Raw genomic sequence first — 25,626 nt, 5'->3', positions numbered from 1 at the left:
TACTGCTATTATTACAGGTACAATTATTTTCTCTAACAAAATTATCACCACCTTTCAGAAGGGGTAAATTTGTGTATTATTTTTAGAAATAGCCCGATTCTTTAAGAGAGCGGAATGTATCAGTGCAGACGATGAGATGGTCTAATAATTCTATTCCAATTATTTCTCCTGCTTGAACTAATCGTTTAGTGACATCAATATCCTCAGGACTAGGATCAGACACATTGCTAGGATGATTGTGCGCTACTATTACTGAAGCGGCATTACTAAGGAGAGCAGGTTTCAACACCTCTCTTGGGTGAACTATACTAGCGTTAAGACTCCCTATATGAACTACTTGTATACAAGTTGGTTGATTCTTTGTATCAAGACAAAGAACGATAAAATGCTCTCGGTCAACATCCCCTAGGAAATCACGAATGAGTTCATATGCGTCACGTGGCGAACGGATTTTACGGTCTTTGTATAGCAAAGTTTTCTCCCTTACTAGTTTTACCTGTACAATATTTACACGTTTTGCTGCTACTATTTTTTCTGGTTTTTCCATGCAGATACTAACTTCTAGTAGTTCTAATTGCTGCGTTTGTTTTAATTCATATGCTTTCATATGACTTCCTCCTTAACTAGTTTTAATAAATAGTAAAAGCCCTAACACCTTTAATGGATGTTAGGGCTTATTCAACGTAATAATATATATTTATTTTTTGCTTTATTGCGATTATGATTTCCACTATTACTCAGCTTGTCTCATATATTCAAGAAACCTCACGTTTTGACTATCTTTGCAATCACCATCTTACTTTATTCAATTAATAAGTAATCTCTTACTTTTGGTTGACTACACCGATTATTTGAATATCTAATAACCTTCTCAAATGAAATACATCTTCATACGTGATACTCCCAAAGTCTGTACTCTCTTCATTATAAATATTACGAACAAACAAGAGTTTTCCGGCTAATTTAAATGTAAGACCGTCTTCAGTAATCAAATTATAAACAGGATTATTGGTCTTCTCAAAACCTACATCATCAACCAGGATAGCAATATCATTGTTATAGTCAATAACATCCAATCCAGTAGCATCTAATACATTAACCAGTTGGTTGTACTGGTCGTCTAGAGAAGTATAATTAAATTCGACCATATCTGCCTCTATTTTAAATGTATCTGTATTAAAATTTAGAGCATAAACCTTCATTTTCATTTATTATAATGCCCCTTCAAATAGATTTCATAGAGGAAATTTTAACTGTGTATGTTCCTTTTGTTCAGTTATATCTATTTTCTTGATTTGCTCTCCCATAGCCCTTATTAAACTAACTACAAGGGCATTTCCCATACAGAAGTATCGCATACGATTCGGCATACCAGCTGTCCAGTTATCTGGGAAACCATTTAATCGTTCGCACTCAACAGGAGTTAAATAACGCTTTCGACCTTCAATCTCAACAATATGCGTACTACGGTTGACGGATCCTTCGCTTGTTAACATCGTACGTCCTGGACCATTTATATTATCTGTTGGAGACATGCCACCTTCTGAAAAGATATACTGATGCCCTTCAGAAGAAGTACGTTCAATTTTTTTAGGTCCCCGTAAATAAGCAAATTTTTCGCTAGCTTCTTCCGTCAAATAATAACTTTCTTCAACAGTTCCTTCATCTACCAAAACTTCTTTAAGTGGTACATACTGCTCATTTAATACTTGTGTCTGAGCTGTAAATACCTTACCATTTACCATTAAACCTGCTGTATAAAAGTTAAAAGAAAATTCATCTGAGATTTCTATAATATCAACTGGTAATTCAACCATAGAAATACGTTTTTGATAAGGCTCATCCGTCACAGGGAAAGTTTTTGCAAAGAAACCTTCTTTAAACACAACATCACTCATCGCAATATCTGACTGCTTTTCCGCATAATCCAATGTGCTTTTATAAGCGAAAATGAAAACACGACGTCGCTTTTGTGCAGCACCATACTCAGCAGCATTTACTACACGCCACTCTACAATATAATTTAAATCACGGAACGTAGCTAACATAACTGCAAAATCACGTCCACGCTGTTTAGATGGTGATTTTAATAAGCGATCCACATTTTCTAATAATACATACTTAGGATGTGAATTTTCTAGCACACGTTTTATCTCCCAAAATAAGACCCCTTTTTTTCCTTCAAGCCCTTTTTCTCCAGATAAAGAACGTGCCACTGAATAGTCTTGGCAAGGAAACCCGCCAACCAACAAATCTATTTTAAGTTCCTGAAAAACAGAATCATGTACTGTCGTAATATCTTCATTACTTTTAATACCTTCTTCAAAATGACTAGCATAACAATCGAAAGCATGCTGGACTTTTTTAGAAGGTTCCCATTGATTGGCCCATACTGTTTTAAAGAAATCCGCATCTGCTTCTTCTAATCCCAAACGAAATCCTCCAACACCAGCAAACAGCTCAACTACATTTAGCTTTTTACTCATAAAACGAACATCCTTTCTACATATTTGTATTATAAATCATCGGGGGAAAAAGATCAACTTTTTAGTTTGAATAATAGTGATGCATAGTCATAAAACGTGCAGACATATGTTAATATGTGGAAAGTTTTTAGTTTATTATAAATTGACGTATAGTTTTATTATGACTAAATACATCCTTAGTCAGTAAACAACGAGTTAATATAAAATATACAGTCCATAAAAAGGAGATTATATTAATAAATAATCTCCAGAACTTAAGCCAAGCGGACGTGCGGAAGAATACCAGTATTATACCGATTTATTAAAAGTAAAAATAGTATAGGCACATCTTTGGTTGGTGTTCAAGACGTGGAAGAAATCCAATAGTCTTACCGAAAGAGAAAAAGAAAAAAGACTGTAGACAAATTATTAAATTTGTCTACAGTCTGAAACGTATAGCTCGAGTTTGTTTTTGCATATTATTTTATGGTTTAAGAAAAATAAAAATTAATCTACAAAAGAACTCGTTTAGAATAATGATTCAACTAAAACGAGTTTTTTTGCATTACTGAAAAGGAAAATCAAGCTAGAATTGTAGCTCGATGAAAACGTAAGTATTCTTCTTGTTCAGGAAGTATATTTATAGTCATTTGTTCACTAATATGTAACCGTTCAAACTCAGAGGACGGTAGTTCATCTGATATGAGAATTTGACCATTTTCATTAAAGCTAATATAACCTTTATCAAATAAAGCATCATGGAAGACGCAAAGAAGGAACCCATTATTATGATCTGCTTTTTGAGATTCGTCAGCAATAGCCCAAGGAACAATATGACTTGCTACCAATAATGAAGGTAAAGATAGATTGCACAATTGGCACCCAGACTCACGTTCTAATAGTTGACTACGAAATTTCGCTTGAGTTTTACGATATGCTGTCATACGATACCCTGTGTTTCTGGGAGGATTAGTCATATCTGAGTTAGGAAAAATAACATTAACTTCATTATTGGGAGGTAGTTTTCTAGTTTGCAAATAATTATGCCAAACAGTTGGTATATATTTGCTTTCGAAATTACCAACTTTCAAGTCGTAAAGCCATTTACGTGGAACAGGAACCTCAAGAATTGTAAAACTAGCTACATAATTTTCGTACTCACCCTCTCCACTTTTTATGAATTTTCTTAACTCTAATGCAGTATTCAATGGTGTTCTATCAACAAAGGGAACTGCGATTCCTATAAATCGTGCATCCTTTCCATTTATACGTTCAAAGTAAAAGAAGGGAGCAATATGTTCATTGGTATTACTATAAGCCCTATGAAAGTATTTTTCAAAAGCTGCATTTCCTTTTTGTTTAGTATCTAAATAATGTTTCTTACAATCTTTGTTATCACCATAATAGTTCAAAATTTTGGTTGAACTATTAAATTTATTTGGCCAGTCTGAATCACCTTTTGTATCTAATATAATTACAAAGGCTTCTTCATTATTAAAAGAAGGATTGTTTTCAATCATTGCTCTACGGATTCCACCTTGATTACCAATACCTCTCAAGTTATCAAATTTAAAAATATTACTAATTACTTCATCTGCAAAAAAGCCACCTGTTAATCCAGCTTCATATATTTCTCCAGGTATTAAATCAGAGTTTCGTAAGCTTTTAAATTCTACCATTATTAACACCTCATCTATTTAATTGGTACTTATTAAATATACTCTATATTAAAAATAGAACACCAAATAATATCATAGTATTAAAACTCAAAAAATGAAAATCCTATATCCTATATAGATTGTTTACGGTTTAGCAAAGGTAATATTCAGTACAGAAGAAGCAGGAAAACGGAGAAGTGTATAAACAAATTCAACACGTTTTAAAACAACAGGATTCCTCTTTACTTTCAACCTGTAAAGGAGATAAATACTACTATCTTTTTATTCAAAGGCAAAAAGTGTGCTTTATGCTAGAAAAGGCATTTTTGTATAAGTATTTTTGATAATATTATCCTTTGGAAATCCCAAATAAATTAGACAGTTTGGATAGATACTACTATACTTAAATGAATAAAAACTACTATTTTATTAGGTTTTTCATAGAGTTGAAAAATTTATTTGATATAAACAATTAATATGCAACAGGAGTGAGTATATGGCGAATTTTTATAATAAGTTTGAATTGCAAAAGGTGCTTTCCTTTTTAAAATCAGCTGAATACATAGAACAACAATTAGCAGCCAAATATATTGAACCGGACTTCCAGCGGGTTGAATATCGTAAGTTTAAAAAGCGACGACCTTTACTTTTGAAGGAGCTGTATTTATTAATAATAGAGCTTCAGGATTTACCCTCATTGAAGGAGTTTGAAGCGGCTTATACCCTTAGATATAAAATTAAGGAAACAGATTACTTTAGCGAAATCACCGCGGTGCGTAAAGCGTACAATTCGCTAGTTCGTGATTTACATTTTTACTTTTTATTAAAGGAAAGTGGCAAATTCGACAATGTTGAGATTAAATATCGCTTCGATTTACAGGCTCAGACGGACATATTACTGCAGAAGAGCGGGAAACGACTAGGATTGCAGTTGTTCGCAGGCGGTAAAAACATGAAGGAACGAAAGCAACAGCATTACAGAAAATATAAGGGGAACAACAACTATGAGCTACTTTTCTTCGGTACAGAAGGAAAGGGAGAGCGTAAACGGTTAATGACGACTTCAGGGGCAACGTTCACGCTATATAGTGAAAGTGACGTTGACCTTGTAGTAGAGGCGCTGCAAAGTAGTAATAATATTGTGCCTTCATTAAACGATGACAACTTTGACGAATTCGATGAATTTGTTGAAAGCATTCCTTTAACGCTTCCGACTGTGGAAACGAATGATGTGGCGAAGCATTCGATATTGGAAATTGGGAACGTTTCAGAAGCTGAAGCTAAGCAGAAAAAAGAGGACTACGCGCGTAAAGGAATCACCTATTATTACTGCAAGCTAAGTAACGACCGCAACATATTCATCTACGATGGGAAGGACTTCGAAAAGGAAGAGCCGCTATTAAAGGATCAAGAATTCGAAACCTTTAACATCCATCAATATAAAATCGAACACGAATTAGAAACTGCTGACATTGCGGTAATGGCTGGTGCCGGCTCAGGGAAAACGTATACGCTCGTGTCTCGTACTCTTTATTTATTGAACATGGGATACATCGACCACGTATATGAAGTTGCAATGATTACATTTACGAACGAAGCAGCAAATAACATTTTAGAGAAGTTGTCTGAGCGATTCATGGATATGTATGAAAAAACAAAAGATAACCGCTTTATGCGTTACTTAGAAGAGCTTCGTGAGATGAATATTATGACGATTCCAGCCTTTGCGAAGTTTGTGCTTAACGATTATGGTCACCATATTGGTCTTGGTCAAAACGTAACGATTTCAGCACTGACTATGAAAAAGCGGGAGTTTATCGAAAAGCATTTTAATGATGTATATCTTTCAAACGCTTATAATCCGAGCATTTTAGAAGGAATCGAATATTACCAAGTGCGCGATTTCGTTACTGCCTTTGCGGACAAGCTTGAGCAAAAGGGTGAGTTCGCTGAGAACATTATCGACAAAGTATCTCCGACGAATCCATTTGAAGTGTTAATCGTGAACACGCTTGCGGGTGTCGAAAAAAGCTTAAATGACTATAAGCAAGAGCGCGACGTTTTAGGTTTATCAGATTTAACGAGATATTTGAAGCGCTTGATCGATAGCGCCCGCTCAATGGAAAGCTTAAGCAAAAAGTTCCGCTACTTATTTATAGATGAGTTTCAAGATACGGACAGTTTACAAATCGAATTTATCGTCAACTTAAGCGTCAACGCCAACATTCCAATATTAGTTGTAGGGGATATTAAACAAGGGATTTATCGATTCCGTGGCGCGAATGTTACCGCCTTCGAAATTATTTCCAAGCGACTAAAGGAATCGGGTCGCGGTCGCTCTGTCGTAGAGCATAGCCTTGTGAAAAACTATCGTACAGCGAAGGATGTATTAATTAAAATCGAGGATATTTTCTCTAACTGGCGAAAAATTGGTCATTTAACAAACGATGAGCCCATGAAGTCAACTCGCCCGAAAAGTCCTGCGAAAAACAGCTATATCGAGTGTGACGACCCGATTAGCGCAGAGGTGATTTTAGCACTATACACTGAAATGGTACAACGCCCGAAAGAAAAAGAAGACGATAATCGCGTTTTAAGTATATTAGTTCGAAAAAATCGAGAAGTCAGTGCAATTAATGAGCTACTGACGAAGCAATGCGACGACCTTAATATCCCAATCCAAATCGTGAAGGAAGGGACGTTATTTAAAACCCTTGCTGCAAAGGATTTAAATGCACTCCTCTATTCATGGTTAAACCCGGAGGATTCGCTTGCGTTATTTGAGCTTTCCCAGACGGCATTTTGTAAGCCGGTTGAGCTGCCCGAGCTGAAAGAGGAAGACGGCTATTTTGAAATGGACGAGCTAACCTTCGACATTCCAAACACGTGGGATAAGGCGCTAGACCAACTTAAGCTAGCACCTGCCAACATTGTGTTAAATGAGTTTTTATCGAACACGCCGGTTAAAGATCATTTAAATGATAAAATTCTGAAGCAGTACATTTTAAACCTTCATAAAATAATGACGTTAATGAACAATGCTTTGAACAATGAAAATACGGACTTGTACACTATATACAAATGGATAAGCATTGAAATCGCTACGAATAACCGTGACGATGAGGCGGAATTAACCCAGGCAGACTTCTCGAAGGATTACATTAAAGTTATGACGGTTCACAAATCGAAAGGTCTTGAGTTCGATACGGTGGTTTTGCCGTATGTCCACGAAAAATTCGTGTTACCGTACGTGAGAAATAGCGAAATTCTCGTAGAAGTAGACGAAAGCGACATCAACTATGCTTGGCATTTTAAAACGGAGAAAGGTTTTGAAAACGTAACGGAAAACTTCGACAAAATGATGGGCGATGAACAGCCACAGCTTCTTATGGAAGAAACGCGTAATTTATATGTAGCATTAACTCGTGCGAAGGAATGCCTCGCAATATTTGATATGCAAAAACCTGTTTCTCCTTATCGTGTACAAAAGCCAAACACATGGCATCACCTAATCAAGGGAGGACGCTAACCAATGTCAATAAAAGTTTTGACCTATGGGACTGTCGAACAGCTATATGAAGACCATTCTGTATTTTCAAAGTGGAACGATGCGCTACATATTACGTCGACCACGTCCTTGCGTAAAGGTATTTATGAGCATTTATCTCAAGAAAACGAATGGTTAAAGAGCCCCGTCTTAACCTTTGGCCAAATTTTAAATAAAATTGGCGATGAGAACTGGTATTGGTATAGCTCAAAAACCCAATTAAAGCAGTTTTCGGTCATTTCACAACAGCTGCGTAAACTAGCAGAAGCAAACATTATCCAAGATGAAAAGGTTTTCAATGCGCTGTCCAAAAATAAACAAGTATTACTACGATCTCTGCGTATGTTCACTGAGGCAAACGAAACGAGTGACAAAGTTCGAAACAAACTAAGGTCGAATATTTCCGTAGAGGAAGAGCTGGCGTTAAGTATGTGGCAAGCCCTAGAACAGGATGAATCCTTTACAGTATATCGACAATGGATAGAGGAACTTAAGAACGATCAAATTACTGAAGCAAAGTTTACCGACATGATTGCGAATATTTTATTTGATGTGTACAACAATGACAATGACCTTGAACGTCAAATGACGAATTTAAAGCCGCTCACCCGAGAATATGATGAGAAGGAACTAAAGGGTTTCATTCGTACAGCAACGGAGCGTCTATTATCAAACAAAAAAATCGTCCTTCACGGATTTTACTTCATAACGCCGATTCAGAAACAAATCATCGATGCTCTGGATCAGGCAGGCTATGACATTGTGCAACTGATTAATTACCAGGAAAGTTATCCAAATGTTTTTGAAGCCGTGGACGTGTTTTTAGAAAAGGATAAGTATGTATTCGAATCTGTAAGTAAAACGCCCGCTTATATAAATAAAATTGCCCAAAAGTTCCTACATGCGTGCGAGGGGGATTTCAGCTTAGACATAACGGATATGACGGATAAGTATTATGAATTTAATCATATGTATCAGTTCAAGGAATATATCGAAAACGAGCTGCATATCGACAAGGAGATTCATGATTTTCTTATTTCGCCTCGAGCACGTGAAATTCGTTCTCAAGTAGAGGGCATCGGTTCAATGAAGCCCCTTACGCTAAAGGATTATCCAATCGGGCAATTTTTAATCGATATGCACGCGTTAAACATTACGACCTTTCATGAAGGAGAGAAACAATTTAACGACCGCGAAGAGTTAAGTGTCGATAGCCTGGTGCGCATTTTTGCTTCGGGCTTTATAAAGGTAGCGGGAGCTTCTACACACTTACTGGTAAAGGATTTAAAAAAGCTGGAGGAGCGACTAATTCGCAAACCAACCTTTGAGAAATGGATTGAAGAAATTGAGAAGATTCGCGTGGATAAGGAGCGCATTGAAGCGGCATTAACACCGGACGATATAACAGTAACAGCAGACAATGAAATTTACGTTTATAAAAATCGTCTATTATCGTACTTTGATGTGCCAGTGGAATGCTTAGATTTAATTTTAGAAGCGTTAGCGGCGGTTCGAGAACTATACAATATTATTTTTACGGACAAAACAATTGATGTCAAAATGTATGTAGAGCGTTTGCTAGAGCATTTAGAGGAAAATATCGTGGTGCATATCGAACGGAAGGATGAAATTGAAGTAGCAGAACAGCTGCTTGAAAAGCTTGTTGAAATGCGTGCCAGTGATTTTGAACATTTCGATCGCCAAGACTTAATCCAAGGGTTGCGCTTCTTCCTAAGCGAAGAGCTTGAAAATACGGACAACTCGCTATTCGGTGAAAGCTTGATGGACAGCAAAATTGTATCACTTCAAGACGGTGACTTTTTACCCTTTGCGGAAAACCAATCGGTCCATCTTGCTTTTTTAGATAATAAAGCATTGCCGTTATCGCAAAACTTAGTCACTTGGCCATTTAACGACGATTCGATGGACGAGCTATACAATGGCTCACTGCTAGAGCTTGTGCAAAATCGTAAAAAATACGATGCAGCTATTACGAAGTATTTACTTTATTTAATTATGGCGAATGCGGTGAACTTGAAGTTTTCAATCGTTGCGAACGTCGGGGTAGAAAAGAAGCTGAAGCGTTCCTTCTACTTAGACTTGCTGAAAATTAAAATGGCAAGCGCTGAAGCGAAAGATAACGAAACAGCCTTTAACAAACTGCAGGTTGGCTATACGCCGAAAACAATCAGCTTCAACAAACGGAAGCAATCGGCACTCCTGGAGGAGACGAAGACGGTGTGTAATAAACGAATGGCATTAAGTTATTTATTGCAACAATCACCAAGCTTTGATACGGAGTTCCACCATCGATTCCTTTTTGAAAAGTATACTGCACAGCTTAATTCTTTGTCTAAGCGTTATGGCATTTTATTATCGAAGGAGGAAATTCGCGAAATCTTCTCCGATTGGTTCCCACATTGGGATGAAACGAAGCGTTCAATTCTCGCAATTAATGGGGAAAAGTGGGACTACTTTGCGAAGTCTGTGGAAGTAGACGATGTTTCCTTTTCAGATAACTTAAAGTGGATTGCATTGTTTGGTCAGCTTGATAGAAACGGTAAAAGCTTTGCAAACCCAGGGGCCCATTGTAAATACTGTCCGTTTCAAAATCGATGCAGGGAGAGTGAGTATGTAAAAGATGAATGAGAACCTTTTAACGAAACTAAAGCTGCTAAGTAATGCTACAGCTAGGAAAGTTCTTACAGTGAATGAAATTACTACTTCTACCTCACCAATTCGACGAACGAGAGGACAGCGCAATCGAAACGAAAGTAGTAAAAAACAATCGATAAAGAACCAACTAAAAGAATTGTAGAGGATGTAAAACATGGTTAAATATATATTAACGCCAACCCAAATGGATGCTGTGAACGCGAAGGGAGAACATGTTTTAGTAAAGGGTATTCCTGGCAGCGGAAAGACAACTGTATTACTAACGAAGCTACAAAACATCGTTGAAGAAGACCCATCTGCTTCTATTTTGTTTGTTACATTCAATAATACGCTGCAAAAGTATATTAAAGAGTCGCTGAAAAACGATCTTGAAGAAGAGTTGCAAATGGACCTTGAAAAGCTAAATGTCGATGTGTACACCTATCATAAGTGGACGGTGAAAGTGCTTCATAAATTAAGGAAGTATAAAGAGCCTGTTAATAAGAACACATTTAGTACATTTTTAAATCAATTATCTGGTACACACCGCTTCTATACGGATAAAAAATATCAAGCGTTTGTAGAAGAAGAGATTGCTTGGATTAAAGATAAGGGCATTAAAACTTTCGACGAGTATAAAGGCATTCAACGTACTGGTCGAGGGACGGCTCTTCAAGCGAGTGATCGTAAAGTCATATACACGATTTTAGAGGCGTGGAACTCGTACTTAAATGTGAACTCATTATATATGTGGCAGGATTACGCAAACGTCGTAAATGACTATATCGATCAAGTAAATAAGCAATTCGAATACGACTACATATTTATCGATGAGGCACAGGACTTATCGCAAATTCAATTAATATCGTTACGCAAAGTAGCGCGTAAAGGATTAGTCGTTGCTGCGGATTTAGGGCAAAAAATTTATAAAACCGACTTCACTTGGCTAAGTGTAGGCATTAAAGTTCAAGGTAGTCGCACGAAAAAGTTAAGTGGCGCATTCCGTAGTACGAAGGAAATTATGGACTTAGCCAATTCGCTATTGAAGCATGACTCGACGTTAAATTCTGAGGACATCGAACAGGAATATGATGCAGAGGAGTCAGGGTTACTGCCAGGGGTGCTGAGTGCGGAGTCGTACAAGTATGAAACGCAATTAGTTGCGAAGCTCATAAAGGATATCCAAGCTGAAGCTCAGGCTGATGGCTGGGAGTCGACAATCGGGGTATTACTTTTTGAAAACCATCGTTTAGACGGCTGGCGAAACAGCTTATACTATAGTGACATCCAAAGCGAGATTATTCGCGACCAATACGGCAGCGCCTTAACACCGGGCGTAAAGCTATTAACGATGCACGGTGCGAAGGGACTAGAATTTGATTATGTAATCATTTCCGGTCTAAACAATCGCTTCCCATCGTTACAAAATCGATTAGAAGATGATATCACCTCTACAATCGACATCAACCGACGCCTTCTATATGTATCAATGACCCGTGCAAAAGAAAACGTATATTTAACGTACAAAGGTACGCCATCGCGTTATATTGAGGAACTAGATAAAGATTTATATACATTTGAAGTGCAATAATTAACAATTGCAGATGCTTGGAGTATTCTAAATGCAATCTATGCAATAATAGCTGCAATTATAGGCCCTGTACCAAATATAAAAGAAGATGAGATTTAAAAAGGAAAATTTTAACTTTTTCGATTGTAATTACTAATGAATTTATATTTTATCTTATTGCTTTTACATTATCAGTCTTATTAGTGAGTATTCGTTACAAATGAATCATTTCAATTTGTTCTTTTGAATCTAGTTTTAACGATAATATTTTCTTCAACGTTTTTACATTTTTATCTATAATTAGGAACAATGCTATTAAGAGATTTTTCATTAGGTAGTTACTTAAAGGGTGAAAAATCCGCGGATATAGAAGTCTTAAAGGCGATTTTTTCCATTAGCAGTACTGCTTTTTTAGATATTAGCTAATAAATAATGTATTGGAGGAGTGGAGTGATTTGAGTTGTGACTATAATACTAAGGAGAAAGTACATAAAAGAGCATTAGAAGCGGTTGGAAAGACGCTTGGAGAAATCGATGTAAAGAGCACTATGAATGTGAAAAATAAATCTTATCCAGGCAATGTAATAGAGCAAATCTGGTTTGATCATCCTGCAGATAATTACGCCGAACCAGATTTTCCAGAAGCTGGTGTAGAGTTAAAGGTTACCCCCATAGATGAACAAACAAAAAATGTTAAAAAGAGAAAAGTCACAAAATTTATTGCTGGTGAGAGACTTGTTTTAAATAAAATTAATTACCAAAATGAATATGGTAAATCATTTGAACAAAGCTCCTTTTGGCATAAGAATAAGCTAATTGAATTAATTCAATATTACAGACGTGATGTCTCGCATAAGAAAAAAATTTCTAGCGGAGAAATGATTGAAGATAAGACAAAATTTCGAATATTATATGCGAATCTACTTTCAATGATAGAGTTAAAAGATTTTGGCTTGCCTAAAGATACTGTAATAGAAATATCTGAGAAAGATTTAGAAATCATCAAGCAAGACTGGGAAAAAATATCCGAATATATTAACTCTAGTAAAGCTGAACAATTATCAGAGGGGCTTACAAATTATCTAGGAGCATGTACAAAGTCAACAACTGGGGATGATTTTACAAAACAGAAGCATACAGATGTTCCCGCAAAACCTAGAGCCTATTCATTTAAAGCAAAATTCATTAATGAACTCATAAATAATCATATTATTGGACAAGACCATACTGAAGCAATTAATAGTATTGTGAAAGATGTTAGCGAGCTAGAAAAGAAAACTCTTGAGGAAATTATTGTCTCCCGCTTTACTCCCTATTACGGTATGAAACAAAGTGAATTGATTCAAAAGCTGAGTATCGAAGTAGGTAAAAGTCAGTCACAAAAAAATATTAATAACATGATAATCCGTGGAATTCTTAATTTGCCAACCACTACAGATGAAGTAACATCAGAAGAAATCGAAAAAGCAGAAATTAGTTTAAAAACAGTTACTTTAAGGATGTGGCAACCAAAAGAACATTTTAAATTTATGGGAATTCCTTCATTTATTGAACTAGTTAGCGAATCTTGGGAGGAATCAAGAGTTTATGATTTCTTAGAAAGAAAAAAATTTCTATTACTAGTCTTTAACGATTTTAATAAACAGAAAAAAGATGCATATGAAACAAACCCTGAGAATATTATTTTTGTAGGCGCTAAATTTTGGAATATGCCAATTCCTGATATAGATGGGCCAGTAAAAAGAGTTTGGAAAACGGAGGTAGAAAAACTAAAAAACGGTGTTGAACTAACTTTTACCAAAAATGAAAGTAATGAAATCAGAATAAATAATAATTTCATTAAACCATCTCTTGAAGATATTTTACATCTTCGTCCCGATGCCCAAGTTGCTCAATACAGATTAAAATACTATAAAGACGTAGTAATTAAAGGGATTCCTAAAAAGAAATTAATGAATAATTCTAGGAAATTACCTCACCCAGCAAAATGGATAAATCGACCAGAGAGTGAAAAAGAAAATTTTACAGATGATTATATGACAAAACAAGCTTGGTGGTTAAGTAAAGAATATATTTATGAACAAATTAAAGATTTGTTGTAGAATAATGCCTTAATCTAATAAAATAATAAAAAAGCTTTTTTATCTACCTTTAATCTATCGACTTTTATGGTAAAAAGTACCCAAGAATTATTTTTAAAGCATTCTATATTATTTTAGGTATTGCTACTTAACCCCAAGAAAGCTCATTTACTTTTGGTACGGTTTACCTTACTGTATCTAAGTGAGGTTTTATAGCTTAATCAATCGTCCCTTTATAGGTTGCTTAAGCTGGTTTTATAATTTTATGGAATACAAAAAGACAAACTTTTGAAAAACGAAGTCTGTCTTTTTGTCTTTAATTGGAATGAAGAATATCTTCTACCAGTATTTCTTGCCTTAGAATAAAGCCTTTAAACCAACGCGAGCCCAAATTGATTGTATATATTTCTTATGCATTTGAAGCAGAAGGTTTATTATCATTCCTTGCATCAATTAGGACAATATTAGGAGAATCATGTAAATTTAACTCATTTAAGATTTTTCTAACTTTATCTTCTTCTTGTTGAGTAAAGAATACTATAGCCTTAAAATGCTTACTCGTTTGATTAGCCTGCATATATACTTCGACCTGTTTCTCCAAGTTCTTTCTTAGCTTAGAATTACTAGCCAACTTAAATTCAATTATTGTTGAGTCCTTGCCACCATCAGAAATTTTGAAATCTACTGGTCCTCTTCCATTGTTTACTTCTCTATTTACATCTACTATTGATGCAAACCAAGTAAGCCGATACAAAATTTGAATATCATCCTCTTTTGTCATCTGCTTGCCTTTATAATAAAAGATTTTGTAACCATCGTTGTGTTCTATAACCTGTTTTAAGAACATTAATCGTTTATGAGATTCATTATAGGTGTCTTCTGTTTTCTTATAAAAATCTGTATTATCTTGAAGTAACTGACTTAGTTTTTTGAATGATTCTAAGTAAACTGCTTCTGAATCTTTAACTTTTTCTAAACTGCTCTTTTCAGCTTGATCTCCGTGGTCCTCTTTAAACTTAATAAAATAGTCGATAAAGAGCGGAAACTCCATGATGATTTTTGAAATTACTTCGTTACGTTCTTCCTGCTTAGTCTTTTTATCAATATGCTCTTTAAAATAATTATCAATTAAAGACCTTAAGTTATCGTTATCAATAGACTCTACCACTTGATGATAGTTTCTAAAAACATCAGCTTTATTTATCCATGTATCATCTCGCGTTAACATATCAATTGGTGTTAATAGAACGTAATCGTTGTTATAGAATGGTAATGAAAATATATCTGATTCCCAAGAAGAAGTTAAATAGTTAAAACGAACATTACTCACTCGTATCTCTTTAACAAATTTTTTGTCCAAATGAGTTAATGCAAATTGCTGTGTGAATCTTAAGAGATAGTCGTGAATTAATCTCGTGGTGAAATCACTAATATTATCTTTTCCTACATCACTTTTGATAATACATAATTTCTCTAAGTGACTGCTTTTGGACACTTCATCACCAAAGTTGTTAAATAAACTATTTAAATTACTATGAAGTGCAATTGCAAAGTCATTACCCAGTCCACTTCCCCCATTGCCTCGTTTGCTAAACCCAAGCCAATTCTGTTTAATTTCCGGGAACATATACCAAGACTTTAATTGACCCTTTGTAATTTTAGCTGTCTCAGACTTTTTCTTAAGGAACATGAGATATTTCAAGATATCTTGATGTAATTCTTGGTACTCATTTTTCTTGCTATTAAATAGCAAAAATGGATCTATGAATAGCGGTAAATCGTTCACTAATGACACATCAAAAGCTCCATAATCCTCTAATAATTCTGAGTTTATTTCGAAAAAATCAGTAAAGTATATTTTGACGTTTTTATTCACAATTTCACCCCTGTATACTGTTTGATCTTTCAAATCCTTTGTACTTGCCCCAATAAAACTCCCATAAAATTTCATATTACACTTCTTTCTTGCCTACAACTCATGCTGTCCGTCGCACAAAAAGTAGTCATATAGGCTACTACTCTGAAAGATCTTCAAAATCAACATCGATAATATCTGGATGCTCTCTCTTCAATTCCTCATAATTCTTTTTGTAATCTTTCTCATGAAAGTTTATTGTTTGTTGCAAAGAAGTTGTTAATCTATTTCCCATCTTGCTCATTGAAGCAAAAGTTAACCCTCCCGAAACTATTCCTCCCACCACTGGAATAACTTTAGACACCCCTTTAGCGAAAGTATCTTTTGTCAATTTTACACCTATAAACGCAGCAATTTTCTTTATTATTGGATAATACAAAGTTTTAGATAATGCTTTATTGGGGATTTTTTTCAACGCTTGCTGAGACAACTTTGAAGATAGTACCTTCATAGCTGCTACACTTCCACCAACTCCAAACATTACTCCTAAAAACAATACCAAATCACCATTAACTCGATCAGTATTTATTCCTTCATCATCCCAAAAGTCTTCATAACCATATAAATAGCCAATTTCTTGAGCTAATCTCAGTGCTACACCAAAAAATTGTAAAGTATCTGCTGGTATAGTTGCTGCCATTGCTACTCCACCTGGAATTCCTGCTACAAAAGAGGCTCCTGAGCTAGTTAAGGTTCTATTACTAACTAATCTTTTTGCAACTTTATTAATAGTCGCTATATCAACTCCAGCTTCAATAGGTCCTTTTTCTACAATTTTACCTAGCGTTTCATATGGTACATGATTTGAAAAGCTTTTAGCTAGGAATTCTCTTCTATCAACTTTTATACCTGGTAACTTTAATGCATTACTCATTATAATTTCAAATGAACCTGAACCATTTTCAATAGCCATTTCAAATACCCCTTAAAAGATAATATATTTATGTCATTATACCAAATTTTACTATTCAAAGTATTCATATAGCAATCAAAACAGAAGACTCATCCGTAGACAAGTCTCCTGCTCCTAATTTAAATTCTTGAAGAACATCATTATTTAGTTATAGCTGAATGCTTTCGATTTTTCGGTAATCAGTAATCGTAATTTGATGAACTAATAATTGTAACAACCTCTTCCGTTGTACCCTTGTCAGTGCCTTTTTAAATGCTTCTGAAAACTTTAGTAGTACTTCAATGATTCGCTCATGAAAAGCATTAATGAGGGAGTAGTAGTGTCAGGAGACTATTTTATCAAATACATATTAAATGAAAAACTGCATCTACTTTGAATGTTATTTGATGTAACATTTCGATGAAATTATTATTGAAAGATTGCTAACTGGAATAATAAAACGTTTTAACTCTAACCAGGTACTGTATGTGCCTGGTTTTTACTTACAACAAAACTATATAATTAACTAAATAACAGTTATGTAGTATTTATTTGTAAATATTAGAACTAAAATTGAATTTATATATTGCATTTATTATATTTAGAATATATAGTAATGTATATATATTGAGAGTAATAGGGGTGGATGTATACAATGGCTGAAAACAAAAAGCGTGAGAAGTTTGAAGAACTTGCAGAGAAGCGAGTAACAGAAACCTTAAAGAAAATGCGACTAATTGGGAATCTATCGAATCGTAATAACTATGATTATACAGATGAACATGCGAAACAAATTTTGTCGAAACTAGACGAAGAGTTGAAAATCTTGCGCACTAAATTTAGCGAGGGTCATAGAGAAAAGGATTCTAGTTTTAAATTCAAATAACAAAAAAGCGATTTAAAAATGAGGAGGCACAAATATGGTAGGATATTGGAATTTTCCAGCGGTTGCTGGTGGACAAGTGAACTCTATTAATAACGCAGGAATCGAAACGTTCCGTGGGGATGAATTGAATTCTGTTGGACGAGAGGTGCCACAAAACTCGGTAGATGCACAACATGACGAAACAAAACCAGTCATTGTAGAGTTCAGAAGCTTTCAACTGCAGACAACAGATTTCCCTAATCATCAAGAATTCCTAAAAGTTTTTGATAATTGTGATGCTACCTGGAAAGGCCATAACGAGAAATGTGAAAAGTTCATTGAGCAGGCAAAAGATATTTTATCGCAGCCAACGATTTCCTTCCTACGAATTAGTGATTTTAATACAAAGGGTTTAGAGGGTGCTAATAAGATTGAGCTAGGGACACCATGGAGCTCCCTTATTCGTGAGGCAGGCTCTTCAAATAAGGGCGATAGCTCAGGGGGAAGCTTTGGGATTGGCAAATCAGCTCCAGCAGCTAATTCGAAATTGCGTACATTATTCTATGACTCTTTAGATATTCATGGTATTTCATCTCATATTGGTGTGGCGAATATTATGTCCTTTGAAAAGGATTTCAAAATTACAACAGGTGTCGGGTATTTTACTGGAGATGAAAACTCACGGGCTATTTCAGGATTACTAGGCTTAGATCCGAACTTTGAACGAACAGAGTCAGGAACTGATATATATATTTCAGCTTTCAATACGAATGAGCCTTGGGAAAATCGTTTATTACACTCAATATTATTGAATTTCTTTATTACGATTCATCAGCAAAAACTTGTTGTGCGCATTGAGGACGTTGAGGTTAACCATGAAAATTTAGGTGAACTTATTATGGAACTTGAGGATACGGAGGATTTCTGTGCATTGAAGTCTTACTATCACCTACTAGTTTCACAAGATACGGTGGTTGTGCCGTCGCCTGAGCGAGAGTACAAAACAATTGGTAAATTCGAGGCAGGGGAAGCGACACTGTTTTTAACAACGGGTAACGATTTAAACCGTCGTGTACTTATGACACGTAAAACGGGTATGCGTTTGTTCGAGCGCGGCCGTATTAGCGGAAGCATTTCGTTTACGGGGATTCTGATGATTACTGGAAAAAAAATGAACCAGTTATTCAAGGATCTTGAAAATCCGGCGCATACAAAATGGGAAACAAATCGTTATGAAGATGATCCAAAGGCCGCTGAAAAGGCGATGAAGGATTTATTCAAATTTGTTCGTGATACGGTACATGAGAATTTCCAAACAGAGACAACGGATACGATGGATGCTATTGGCTTGAGTGATTTTCTACCAGATGAAGTTGCAATAGGACAAGGACAGGAGCAAAAAGAGTCCCTTACAACCAAAATCAAGGAGGTAAAGCAAAAACCAAAGGAAAGGGTTAAAGCAAGGGTAAGCACGAATAAGAAGGATGATATCAAAGGATTGCTAATCAATACAGGGATTGGTGACGAGGACGGCGAAGGTGATGGTTCAAACAACGGTGGCAATCATGGTGGAGGCGGCGGTCATGGCCAAGGTCAGGGTGGCGGCAGTGGTGGAAATCAGAAGGAAAAAAAGGAAAAAAATAAGCCTATTGAAACAACGATGCGTTACCTATGTACGAATAAATCAAAAGGTGTTTATCGTGTGAATGTTACTCCAGATAAGAAGTTTGCACGAGGCAAGCTGGAGTTCCTTGTTTACGGTGAGCAAAGTGAAGTAAAATTACCGATTACTTCGGTTTCATCAGCTCAAATCGAGGATATATCCATCGTTGAAAATATCGTTCGATTCACAAATAAGGTGGGTAAAAAAAATATTAATCTAGAGGTCCAAATTGGCTATGATGATTACTGCGCAATAGAGGTGAATCTATATGAAATTTAATCCTACCCTACCTTATCCAGTACTATCAAAGGGAAATGACAGTTATGATAATTCGTCTTTTGATGTACAACTAGTACCTAAAAAATCATTTGGTCAGCTTGTGATAGAGGCTGAATTTCTACTTAATAACGCAGGTCTACAGGATTTAATAGATCAGAGCAAAGCCGTCTTTGCCTTACATATTGAATGTCCGCAAACAAGCTACCGTTCGTTGTTCAAAAGTAATCAGCAAACATTAATGATAAAAATTGAGGAGCAACAGCTACGCGGAAAAATGGACGTCCATGCGTTTATCATTGCGAATGATCGAATTGTTAATTATACGAATGCGGACTGGAATAGCTTCTATACGGGAGTTCCAATTACCTATGATAAGGGGAATACTCTTGCATTCGGATATGCCGCGGAAATTGTACTGCATGAGGAAGCTGCAGAAGAGCAAAATTTATCTTCTATCGTAACCATTCGACGTTCTGGCAATTGTGAATATGTCGGTATTGAATTAGGCGCAAATCAAATTTTAGTTCTACTGCCTGAGAAATTGTATAAGCAATATGCCGAATATGGGGGCAGTCGATTAAAGAATACGATTTTATCCATGATTATTTTACCGGCTTTAATCGATGTATTCCACACTATTAAGGCCGAGCCAAGTGCCTATGAGGACAATCGTTGGTATCAGGTGCTTGAGCAAATTTTTGAAAATAATCATATACCATTTGAGCGTTTATTAAATGATCAAATGCCAGTCATAGAAGCAGCACAATTGGTGCTAAGAAATCCACTAGTTGCTTCGTTTAAAGAGATAGAGAAATTTTTAGCACAGGAGGACTAACGCATGAAGATTCAATATGTAACAGAGAATGCTTTACAGGATTTACTTGCCCAGCATGATACATACAAGCGGCATTATTTTTCGGGAAATGAGGGTTGGTTTAAATCTTACTTTGCGCAGGAAGGTGTCGTACTCGATTCACAAATTGAGTATGTACATCCGGAATTTAGCTTCAATCCTGACTTTTCGGTAAGTGATTTTCATAATGTAAAGGCGATGTACGAGGCGCTCAAGCATTTGACAGTTGCACAGGCTACTCAGGAGCGTTTGTGGGTAGGACTTGCTCATCTACAGATGAATGATTACTTCAACTTCCGTTTAAGGAATGATTTAGATAAGAAAAATGAGATACGACTGAAATCGGCACTATTTTTTGTAAATGGTGCGAAGCGCTCTCTATTTGTGCATGTGCTGGCTCGTCTATGGTGGGTTGGCCACATGACTTATGATGAGAGAAATCCTAAGAATCCATACTGGCTAACAGAATTTTTCTGTGCACGAGAGTTTTCAGGGCGTAGTGTTTACTTCTTCTCAAGTAATTTTACGGGGAATCGTACGATTACAAAAGGCGTTCTGCGAGCCTTAAAGAAGTTGAATGATGAAGGTATTGAGATGAAGCGTGCTCACTTTGTAGAGGCGGGTCGATATTTGAACATTGTTGGCGGCGCAATGATTTTAGATATGCTAGATGAAGATGAGGTAGCAGCGATGATTGAGTCTCGAATTCGTAAGGTATTTGAGTTACAGCTTGTTGCCGTATAAATAGGAGAAGGCTGGGACAAAACTAATTTGTCCATTATGAAAGTCGGATAGTTTTTAAATTTACAAAGCATTTACAAAGCAATATAAACAGAAAACCCGAACTATTTTACGAAACTCTAAATTAGAGTTTCGTAAAATAGTTCGGGTTTTTCACTGACTAAAATCCTTTTGTCCCAACCTCTTTTTATATTTAAGGTACTGTATTTTAAAATTATCTAATTAAGGAAAAATTCAGTCTGAAAACAGCCATTACAGCTGCTTTCTCTTCAATTCATCTAATGTTCTTCCACTTTTATCTTTCCAATCTGTCCAACCGTTAGATGCAACCTAGCTGGAAGCAACGGATGGAGTGTTGAAAGGTTGTTTTTTTTAGAATATGTATCTTCCGTTTTCTATACCTAATATTCCATAAAAATCGTGTCCCTGCGTTGGAAACATTTACGTTAATTCAAACAAACATGAATGTTATGAATTTCTTGGTTGTTTCTGACACAGGGAACTAAATTTATTTTAGCTGATGTTAGAAGATTTGCTAGAAAGCAACGACCCATAACATCTATTATGAGCCGTTGTTCATTTTTTAAATCTCCTTTAGGAGTTAAAGGGATTTTTGAACTATATATTAAAAAGTTTACACACAAATTAGACTAGTAAATGTTACAATATATGAAGGTGTAAAGTACTAATGCAGTTCAATATGGTTGTAGTTCATTAATTTACTAAAATGGGGGCAATATTATGATTCTTAAACAGTTAACTGTAAAGAACTTTAGGAACTTCGAAAATGTCGAGTTAGATTTAACTAATCGTAATATAATATTTGGTCTAAATGATATAGGAAAGAGTAATTTCCTGTCTGCTATACGTTTTTTACTAGATAGAAATTATAGAAAAAATGGATTTATGGATTCAGATTTCTACAATAAAGACACAAATAGAGAAATTGAAATCACTCTTAATATTGAGATTGCTGATGACGAAGAAAACGACGATAATAAAAAAATTTATACGATGATGCGTGGTTCTATTTCTTCCGATGCTGAAGAAATCTATATTCAGCTTAGATCAATATATGATGGCGAAACACTCATGGGGCAACCAAATCTATTTTGGGGTGTTGATTTAGAAGATTTAGAGGAAGTTCCAAGTAGTCAGTCATTTTTTGAATTAGATAAGTATTTTAATGTAATTTACATTGACTCATCAGTCCAATTAGAGGATACATTCAAAAGATATTCAAGGGAAATTTTAAAGGGCGAGTCAAGTATAAGTAAAGAAGAAAGAAAAACGCTTAAAACACATATTGAAAATCTTAATAAGAGTGTAGGAAAGTTGAATACGATTAAGGACTTTGAAAAGGAACTGATAGATGAGTATAAAAAATTTAAAGATGACAAAAACTTTAAGGTGTCTATTCAATCCGAAATTGAACTAAGTAACATACATAATAAACTCACACCTTATATACTTGATGAAAACCTTGAAAATTATCCAACTTCTGGTGATGGCAGAAAGAAAATACTTGCCTATACTCTTCTGACACTTGAAAATCGAAGGTTAGAAGAAAGAAAAATTAATATATTTCTAATTGAAGAACTAGAAAACCATTTACATAGATCAATGCAGATTGCATTGTCATATCAGATTTTTTCTGATGAAATATTTAAGTACTTATTTATGACAACTCATTCTGCATTAATTGTAAGTCAAATGGATGATGTTAATCTTATTAAACTATTCAAAGAAAATAAGGTGGTAGGAAAATCATACGTTTATAAAGTACCTCATGAATATAAAACTTTAAAACAAAAACTAAATCAAAATTTAGCGGAAGCAATTTATGCCGATGTAGTTTTACTCGTTGAGGGCCCATCAGAGAAGATACTGTTTGAACGAATTATGAAAGAAAAGTGTGAACGTTATGAAAGTCTTGGAGGTTATATACTTGAAGTAGACGGTATTAACTTTAAGGAATATTACACAGTATTAATTGCACTTGGTATTAAAGTAATAGTTAAAACTGATAATGATCTAAAAAAAGTAAAAGGAAAAAATGAATGTAACCTATTAGGGATTAATAGGTGTCAAAGACTTATTGGAGTAATTGAATTACCAAATTTAAAAGGTATTGATCCTATAAAATATGAAAAAGATTTGAGTTATATAGTTGAAAGAAAGAATTATGTCTTTAGTAAAATACGCAAAACACTAAAGAGACAAAGAGGAAATAATATTTTTTTGTCGAGGGTAGATTTAGAAAATGATTTATATGAAGTTATCCCAAAGATTATGGATGACTTAGCAAAGAAAAAGAATAGTAAGAAGAATGGTGTTGATTATTTGCAAAGTGCAAAACTAATTAACATGATTGAATTAAGTACTGGTTTTAGTCAACAGACAATAAATAAGATATATAAACATGAGAGATTCGAATGTTTGAAAGTGTTGGTGGATTTATGTCACCGTTAGATAAAGATATTAGAGATGAGATTCTTACTTCTGAAGGTAATATTGCAATTGGTGCTAGTGCTGGGACTGGAAAAACATACACTACTATACAAAGAATTATTAAAGATACAGAGGAATTCACTAACTATCAAACATTTGCAGCTATAACTTTTACACGAAAAGCAGCAAAGGAAATTATCAATCGACTAGGTTCGAATAAAGGAGAAGGTTTTGTCGGGACTAATGATAATTTCATTTGGTTAGAGATTATTCAACCATTTATGTATGATGTCTATGGATTGGATTTCAGAAAAGAAATTAAGCCAGACTTTAGTGATGAAAACCAGATAGGAACTTTTGATGAGGGAATAGAAAAAATAAGAAAGACGCAATTGATGTGTAAGTATGATAACGTAAAGAAGAATTTTTCATTCCAGTTGGCACTCGAAATTTTAAAGAATTCTTATTCAGCTAGAAGGTATATAAAATCAAAATATTTTAGAATTTATATTGATGAGTATCAAGATAGTGATGTTGATATGCATAATCTCTTTATTTATTTATGTGATGAGCTTAAAATTCCACTGTTTATAGTGGGCGATGCTAAACAGTCTATATATAGTTGGCGTGGAGCGTATAGTGATGGGTTTAAAGAATTATTTAGCAAGCCAACCTTCAAATCATTTGAAATATGGCATAACTTTAGATCGAATAAAGTTATACAAAATTACTCAAATATATTCATGAATAGTGTAAGAAGACATTACCAACAGACTGAATTTAATGATGAAGTAATAGCTTTTAAGTACAGTAGTGATAGAGAAGCTATTGACTATATTAATAAATGGATTAATGTCGACAAGAAGTGTGCTTTTTTGAACTTTAGTAATTCGAATGCAAAAAATTGGAGTGAAAGATTAAAAGACGTTGACCTGCCATTTGTCTTTCTACCGACTTCACCTTTAGATAACACAAACCTTGAAAGTGAGCATATTTGGGTTGCAAGAGCTTTAGCTCATTATTCCATACAGCATAGATACAATGAGTTTGACTTTAGGGATGAAATACCAATGCCTGAAGCTTATAGAATCACTGACATTAAAAAGATATTAAAAGAAATTAAGGAATCGAAGCATGAATATAATTTGTATGAAGAGAACTGTATTAAACTATACGAATACCTGGGCTATAGTGATAACTCGGATAAAATCAAGAAGGAAGTAACTAGCTTATATGAAGTAATTAATGATGAGAAATATATACCTACTTATAATCAAGACAGTTATAAATTAACGTCGGGCACAATCCACTCTTCTAAAGGACTTGAATTTGAACAAGTAATAATAAATGCTCAAGATTATGACATGGCAAGGGATGGAACAAGCTTCTTGCATTATGTTGCAATTTCAAGACCAGAAGAAAGATTGTTGATTATTGCCAAAAATGGTTCTATGAACAGATATAAAGGTTACATCGACAATGTTATTTTAAAAACACAAAATATAGGGATTGAAATTGAGATAGAAAAGGTAATTAAATTTATTGATGCTTAGTATTTATAAGATGTTAAACAGGTGTCTGTGCAAAAAGGTCAAGAAAATAAATCTGAAAGTGACCATTCAAAGAAGTATTCAGATGAAAATTTTTTAGCATATCTCAAGAGGTGCTTTTATTCTGATATCTATAAATAATTAATGTATACGCTGTAGTACTAGCATAAACAGTATAGAAAATATCAAATTCGTATTGTTATAAAATGGAAACTGGAAATTCAGTAATTTAGATGAAGTTACAAGTGAAAGTTATAAGATATTTGACGTAATATTTAATCAAAGTTCAAAATCTTCATAGTAACATCGCAAGCACATTTTAAAATAAATATTGCCCCCGCAACTCATTTTTTATTAAACGTAGTCAAAAACGTAGTCAAGTAATTTCAAAAGTAGTAAAAAACCCTTATAAATACTGCTATAACTGCAAACTTTGGAGAA

At 34.8% G+C, this 25,626-nt stretch carries 17 protein-coding genes; 11 read left to right on the top strand and 6 right to left on the bottom strand.

Going from position 1 to position 25,626, the window contains the following annotated elements; all coding sequences use genetic code 11:
- Positions 1 to 82 precede the first annotated feature (82 nt).
- From ACN6MX_RS14055 to ACN6MX_RS14040, 4 genes are all read right to left on the bottom strand, one after another.
- Positions 83 to 607, bottom strand: a complete 525-nt coding sequence (locus ACN6MX_RS14055) for a JAB domain-containing protein (protein ID WP_419959491.1) — start codon at positions 605 to 607, stop codon at positions 83 to 85.
- A gap of 217 nt (positions 608 to 824) precedes the next feature.
- A complete protein-coding gene (locus ACN6MX_RS14050; RefSeq protein WP_419959490.1) occupies positions 825 to 1,208 on the bottom strand; it encodes a hypothetical protein in 384 nt (127 codons plus the stop codon).
- 27 nt (positions 1,209 to 1,235) lie between these two features.
- Complete coding sequence (dcm, locus tag ACN6MX_RS14045; RefSeq protein ID WP_419959489.1) at positions 1,236 to 2,486, bottom strand: DNA (cytosine-5-)-methyltransferase; 1,251 nt, start codon at positions 2,484 to 2,486, stop codon at positions 1,236 to 1,238.
- A gap of 560 nt (positions 2,487 to 3,046) precedes the next feature.
- A complete protein-coding gene (locus ACN6MX_RS14040) occupies positions 3,047 to 4,144 on the bottom strand; it encodes an HNH endonuclease (RefSeq protein ID WP_419959488.1) in 1,098 nt (365 codons plus the stop codon).
- A gap of 475 nt (positions 4,145 to 4,619) precedes the next feature.
- On the opposite strand from ACN6MX_RS14040, the gene ACN6MX_RS14035 reads away from it, so the two are divergent.
- The 5 genes from ACN6MX_RS14035 (at position 4,620) to ACN6MX_RS14015 (ending at position 13,997) form a co-directional block, all read left to right on the top strand.
- The gene (locus tag ACN6MX_RS14035) at positions 4,620 to 7,652 is read left to right on the top strand and encodes a UvrD-helicase domain-containing protein (RefSeq protein WP_419959487.1); all 3,033 of its coding nucleotides are present in this window, start codon (positions 4,620 to 4,622) and stop codon (positions 7,650 to 7,652) included.
- 3 nt (positions 7,653 to 7,655) lie between these two features.
- Complete coding sequence (locus tag ACN6MX_RS14030; protein ID WP_419959486.1) at positions 7,656 to 10,319, top strand: hypothetical protein; 2,664 nt, start codon at positions 7,656 to 7,658, stop codon at positions 10,317 to 10,319.
- Positions 10,312 to 10,488, top strand: coding sequence for a hypothetical protein (locus tag ACN6MX_RS14025; RefSeq protein ID WP_419959485.1), 177 nt, complete (start codon positions 10,312 to 10,314; stop codon positions 10,486 to 10,488). Before ACN6MX_RS14030 ends, ACN6MX_RS14025 begins: the two co-directional genes overlap by 8 nt.
- Positions 10,489 to 10,500: 12 nt before the next feature.
- On the top strand, positions 10,501 to 11,916 hold the full coding sequence (locus ACN6MX_RS14020) for a 3'-5' exonuclease (RefSeq protein ID WP_419959484.1): 1,416 nt from the start codon (positions 10,501 to 10,503) through the stop codon (positions 11,914 to 11,916).
- A gap of 434 nt (positions 11,917 to 12,350) precedes the next feature.
- Positions 12,351 to 13,997 carry a Sau3AI family type II restriction endonuclease gene (locus ACN6MX_RS14015; protein WP_419959483.1) on the top strand — a complete coding sequence of 549 codons (1,647 nt, stop codon included), beginning with the start codon at positions 12,351 to 12,353 and terminating at the stop codon, positions 13,995 to 13,997.
- Positions 13,998 to 14,385: 388 nt separating this feature from the next.
- Here the strand turns inward: ACN6MX_RS14015 and ACN6MX_RS14010 are convergent, their stop codons facing one another.
- Positions 14,386 to 15,927: a hypothetical protein gene (locus tag ACN6MX_RS14010; protein WP_419959482.1), complete on the bottom strand. Its 1,542-nt coding sequence runs from the start codon at positions 15,925 to 15,927 to the stop codon at positions 14,386 to 14,388.
- A 64-nt stretch (positions 15,928 to 15,991) separates the two neighbouring features.
- Complete coding sequence (locus tag ACN6MX_RS14005) at positions 15,992 to 16,804, bottom strand: bacteriochlorophyll 4-vinyl reductase (protein WP_419959481.1); 813 nt, start codon at positions 16,802 to 16,804, stop codon at positions 15,992 to 15,994.
- Between the two features lie 634 nt (positions 16,805 to 17,438).
- Here ACN6MX_RS14005 and ACN6MX_RS14000 point away from each other — a divergent pair.
- The 6 genes from ACN6MX_RS14000 to ACN6MX_RS13975 all read left to right on the top strand — a co-directional run bounded on the left by ACN6MX_RS14000 (position 17,439) and on the right by ACN6MX_RS13975 (position 25,188).
- Positions 17,439 to 17,669 (top strand): hypothetical protein, encoded by a 231-nt coding sequence (locus ACN6MX_RS14000; protein ID WP_419959480.1) that lies wholly within the window; start codon positions 17,439 to 17,441, stop codon positions 17,667 to 17,669.
- Between the two features lie 34 nt (positions 17,670 to 17,703).
- Positions 17,704 to 19,590: a hypothetical protein gene (locus ACN6MX_RS13995; RefSeq protein ID WP_419959479.1), complete on the top strand. Its 1,887-nt coding sequence runs from the start codon at positions 17,704 to 17,706 to the stop codon at positions 19,588 to 19,590.
- The gene (locus ACN6MX_RS13990) at positions 19,580 to 20,425 is read left to right on the top strand and encodes a hypothetical protein (RefSeq protein WP_419959478.1); all 846 of its coding nucleotides are present in this window, start codon (positions 19,580 to 19,582) and stop codon (positions 20,423 to 20,425) included. The genes ACN6MX_RS13995 and ACN6MX_RS13990 overlap by 11 nt, the downstream gene beginning before the upstream one ends.
- A gap of 3 nt (positions 20,426 to 20,428) precedes the next feature.
- Positions 20,429 to 21,187: a DUF6339 family protein gene (locus ACN6MX_RS13985; RefSeq protein WP_419959477.1), complete on the top strand. Its 759-nt coding sequence runs from the start codon at positions 20,429 to 20,431 to the stop codon at positions 21,185 to 21,187.
- Positions 21,188 to 21,925: 738 nt separating this feature from the next.
- Positions 21,926 to 23,656, top strand: coding sequence for an ATP-dependent nuclease (locus ACN6MX_RS13980; RefSeq protein ID WP_419959476.1), 1,731 nt, complete (start codon positions 21,926 to 21,928; stop codon positions 23,654 to 23,656).
- Positions 23,620 to 25,188, top strand: coding sequence for a UvrD-helicase domain-containing protein (locus tag ACN6MX_RS13975; protein WP_419959475.1), 1,569 nt, complete (start codon positions 23,620 to 23,622; stop codon positions 25,186 to 25,188). Before ACN6MX_RS13980 ends, ACN6MX_RS13975 begins: the two co-directional genes overlap by 37 nt.
- The last annotated feature ends 438 nt before the right edge of the window (positions 25,189 to 25,626 follow it).

Source organism: Psychrobacillus sp. BM2 (assembly GCF_048572895.1).
Taxonomy (GTDB): domain Bacteria; phylum Bacillota; class Bacilli; order Bacillales_A; family Planococcaceae; genus Psychrobacillus.
This window is presented reverse-complemented; position numbering and strand designations above follow the sequence as displayed.

Coding starts and splice junctions, on each gene's coding strand:
- ACN6MX_RS13975 (WP_419959475.1), top strand. CDS start 23,620: ATGTTTGAAAGTGTTGGTGGATTTATGTCACCGTTAGATAAAGATATT.
- ACN6MX_RS14055 (WP_419959491.1), bottom strand. CDS start 607: ATGAAAGCATATGAATTAAAACAAACGCAGCAATTAGAACTACTAGAA.
- ACN6MX_RS14005 (WP_419959481.1), bottom strand. CDS start 16,804: ATGGCTATTGAAAATGGTTCAGGTTCATTTGAAATTATAATGAGTAAT.
- ACN6MX_RS14040 (WP_419959488.1), bottom strand. CDS start 4,144: ATGGTAGAATTTAAAAGCTTACGAAACTCTGATTTAATACCTGGAGAA.
- ACN6MX_RS14025 (WP_419959485.1), top strand. CDS start 10,312: ATGAATGAGAACCTTTTAACGAAACTAAAGCTGCTAAGTAATGCTACA.
- ACN6MX_RS13990 (WP_419959478.1), top strand. CDS start 19,580: ATGAAATTTAATCCTACCCTACCTTATCCAGTACTATCAAAGGGAAAT.
- ACN6MX_RS14000 (WP_419959480.1), top strand. CDS start 17,439: ATGGCTGAAAACAAAAAGCGTGAGAAGTTTGAAGAACTTGCAGAGAAG.
- ACN6MX_RS13980 (WP_419959476.1), top strand. CDS start 21,926: ATGATTCTTAAACAGTTAACTGTAAAGAACTTTAGGAACTTCGAAAAT.
- ACN6MX_RS14020 (WP_419959484.1), top strand. CDS start 10,501: ATGGTTAAATATATATTAACGCCAACCCAAATGGATGCTGTGAACGCG.
- ACN6MX_RS14010 (WP_419959482.1), bottom strand. CDS start 15,927: ATGAAATTTTATGGGAGTTTTATTGGGGCAAGTACAAAGGATTTGAAA.
- ACN6MX_RS13995 (WP_419959479.1), top strand. CDS start 17,704: ATGGTAGGATATTGGAATTTTCCAGCGGTTGCTGGTGGACAAGTGAAC.
- ACN6MX_RS14030 (WP_419959486.1), top strand. CDS start 7,656: ATGTCAATAAAAGTTTTGACCTATGGGACTGTCGAACAGCTATATGAA.
- ACN6MX_RS14050 (WP_419959490.1), bottom strand. CDS start 1,208: ATGAAAATGAAGGTTTATGCTCTAAATTTTAATACAGATACATTTAAA.
- ACN6MX_RS13985 (WP_419959477.1), top strand. CDS start 20,429: ATGAAGATTCAATATGTAACAGAGAATGCTTTACAGGATTTACTTGCC.
- ACN6MX_RS14035 (WP_419959487.1), top strand. CDS start 4,620: ATGGCGAATTTTTATAATAAGTTTGAATTGCAAAAGGTGCTTTCCTTT.
- dcm (WP_419959489.1), bottom strand. CDS start 2,486: ATGAGTAAAAAGCTAAATGTAGTTGAGCTGTTTGCTGGTGTTGGAGGA.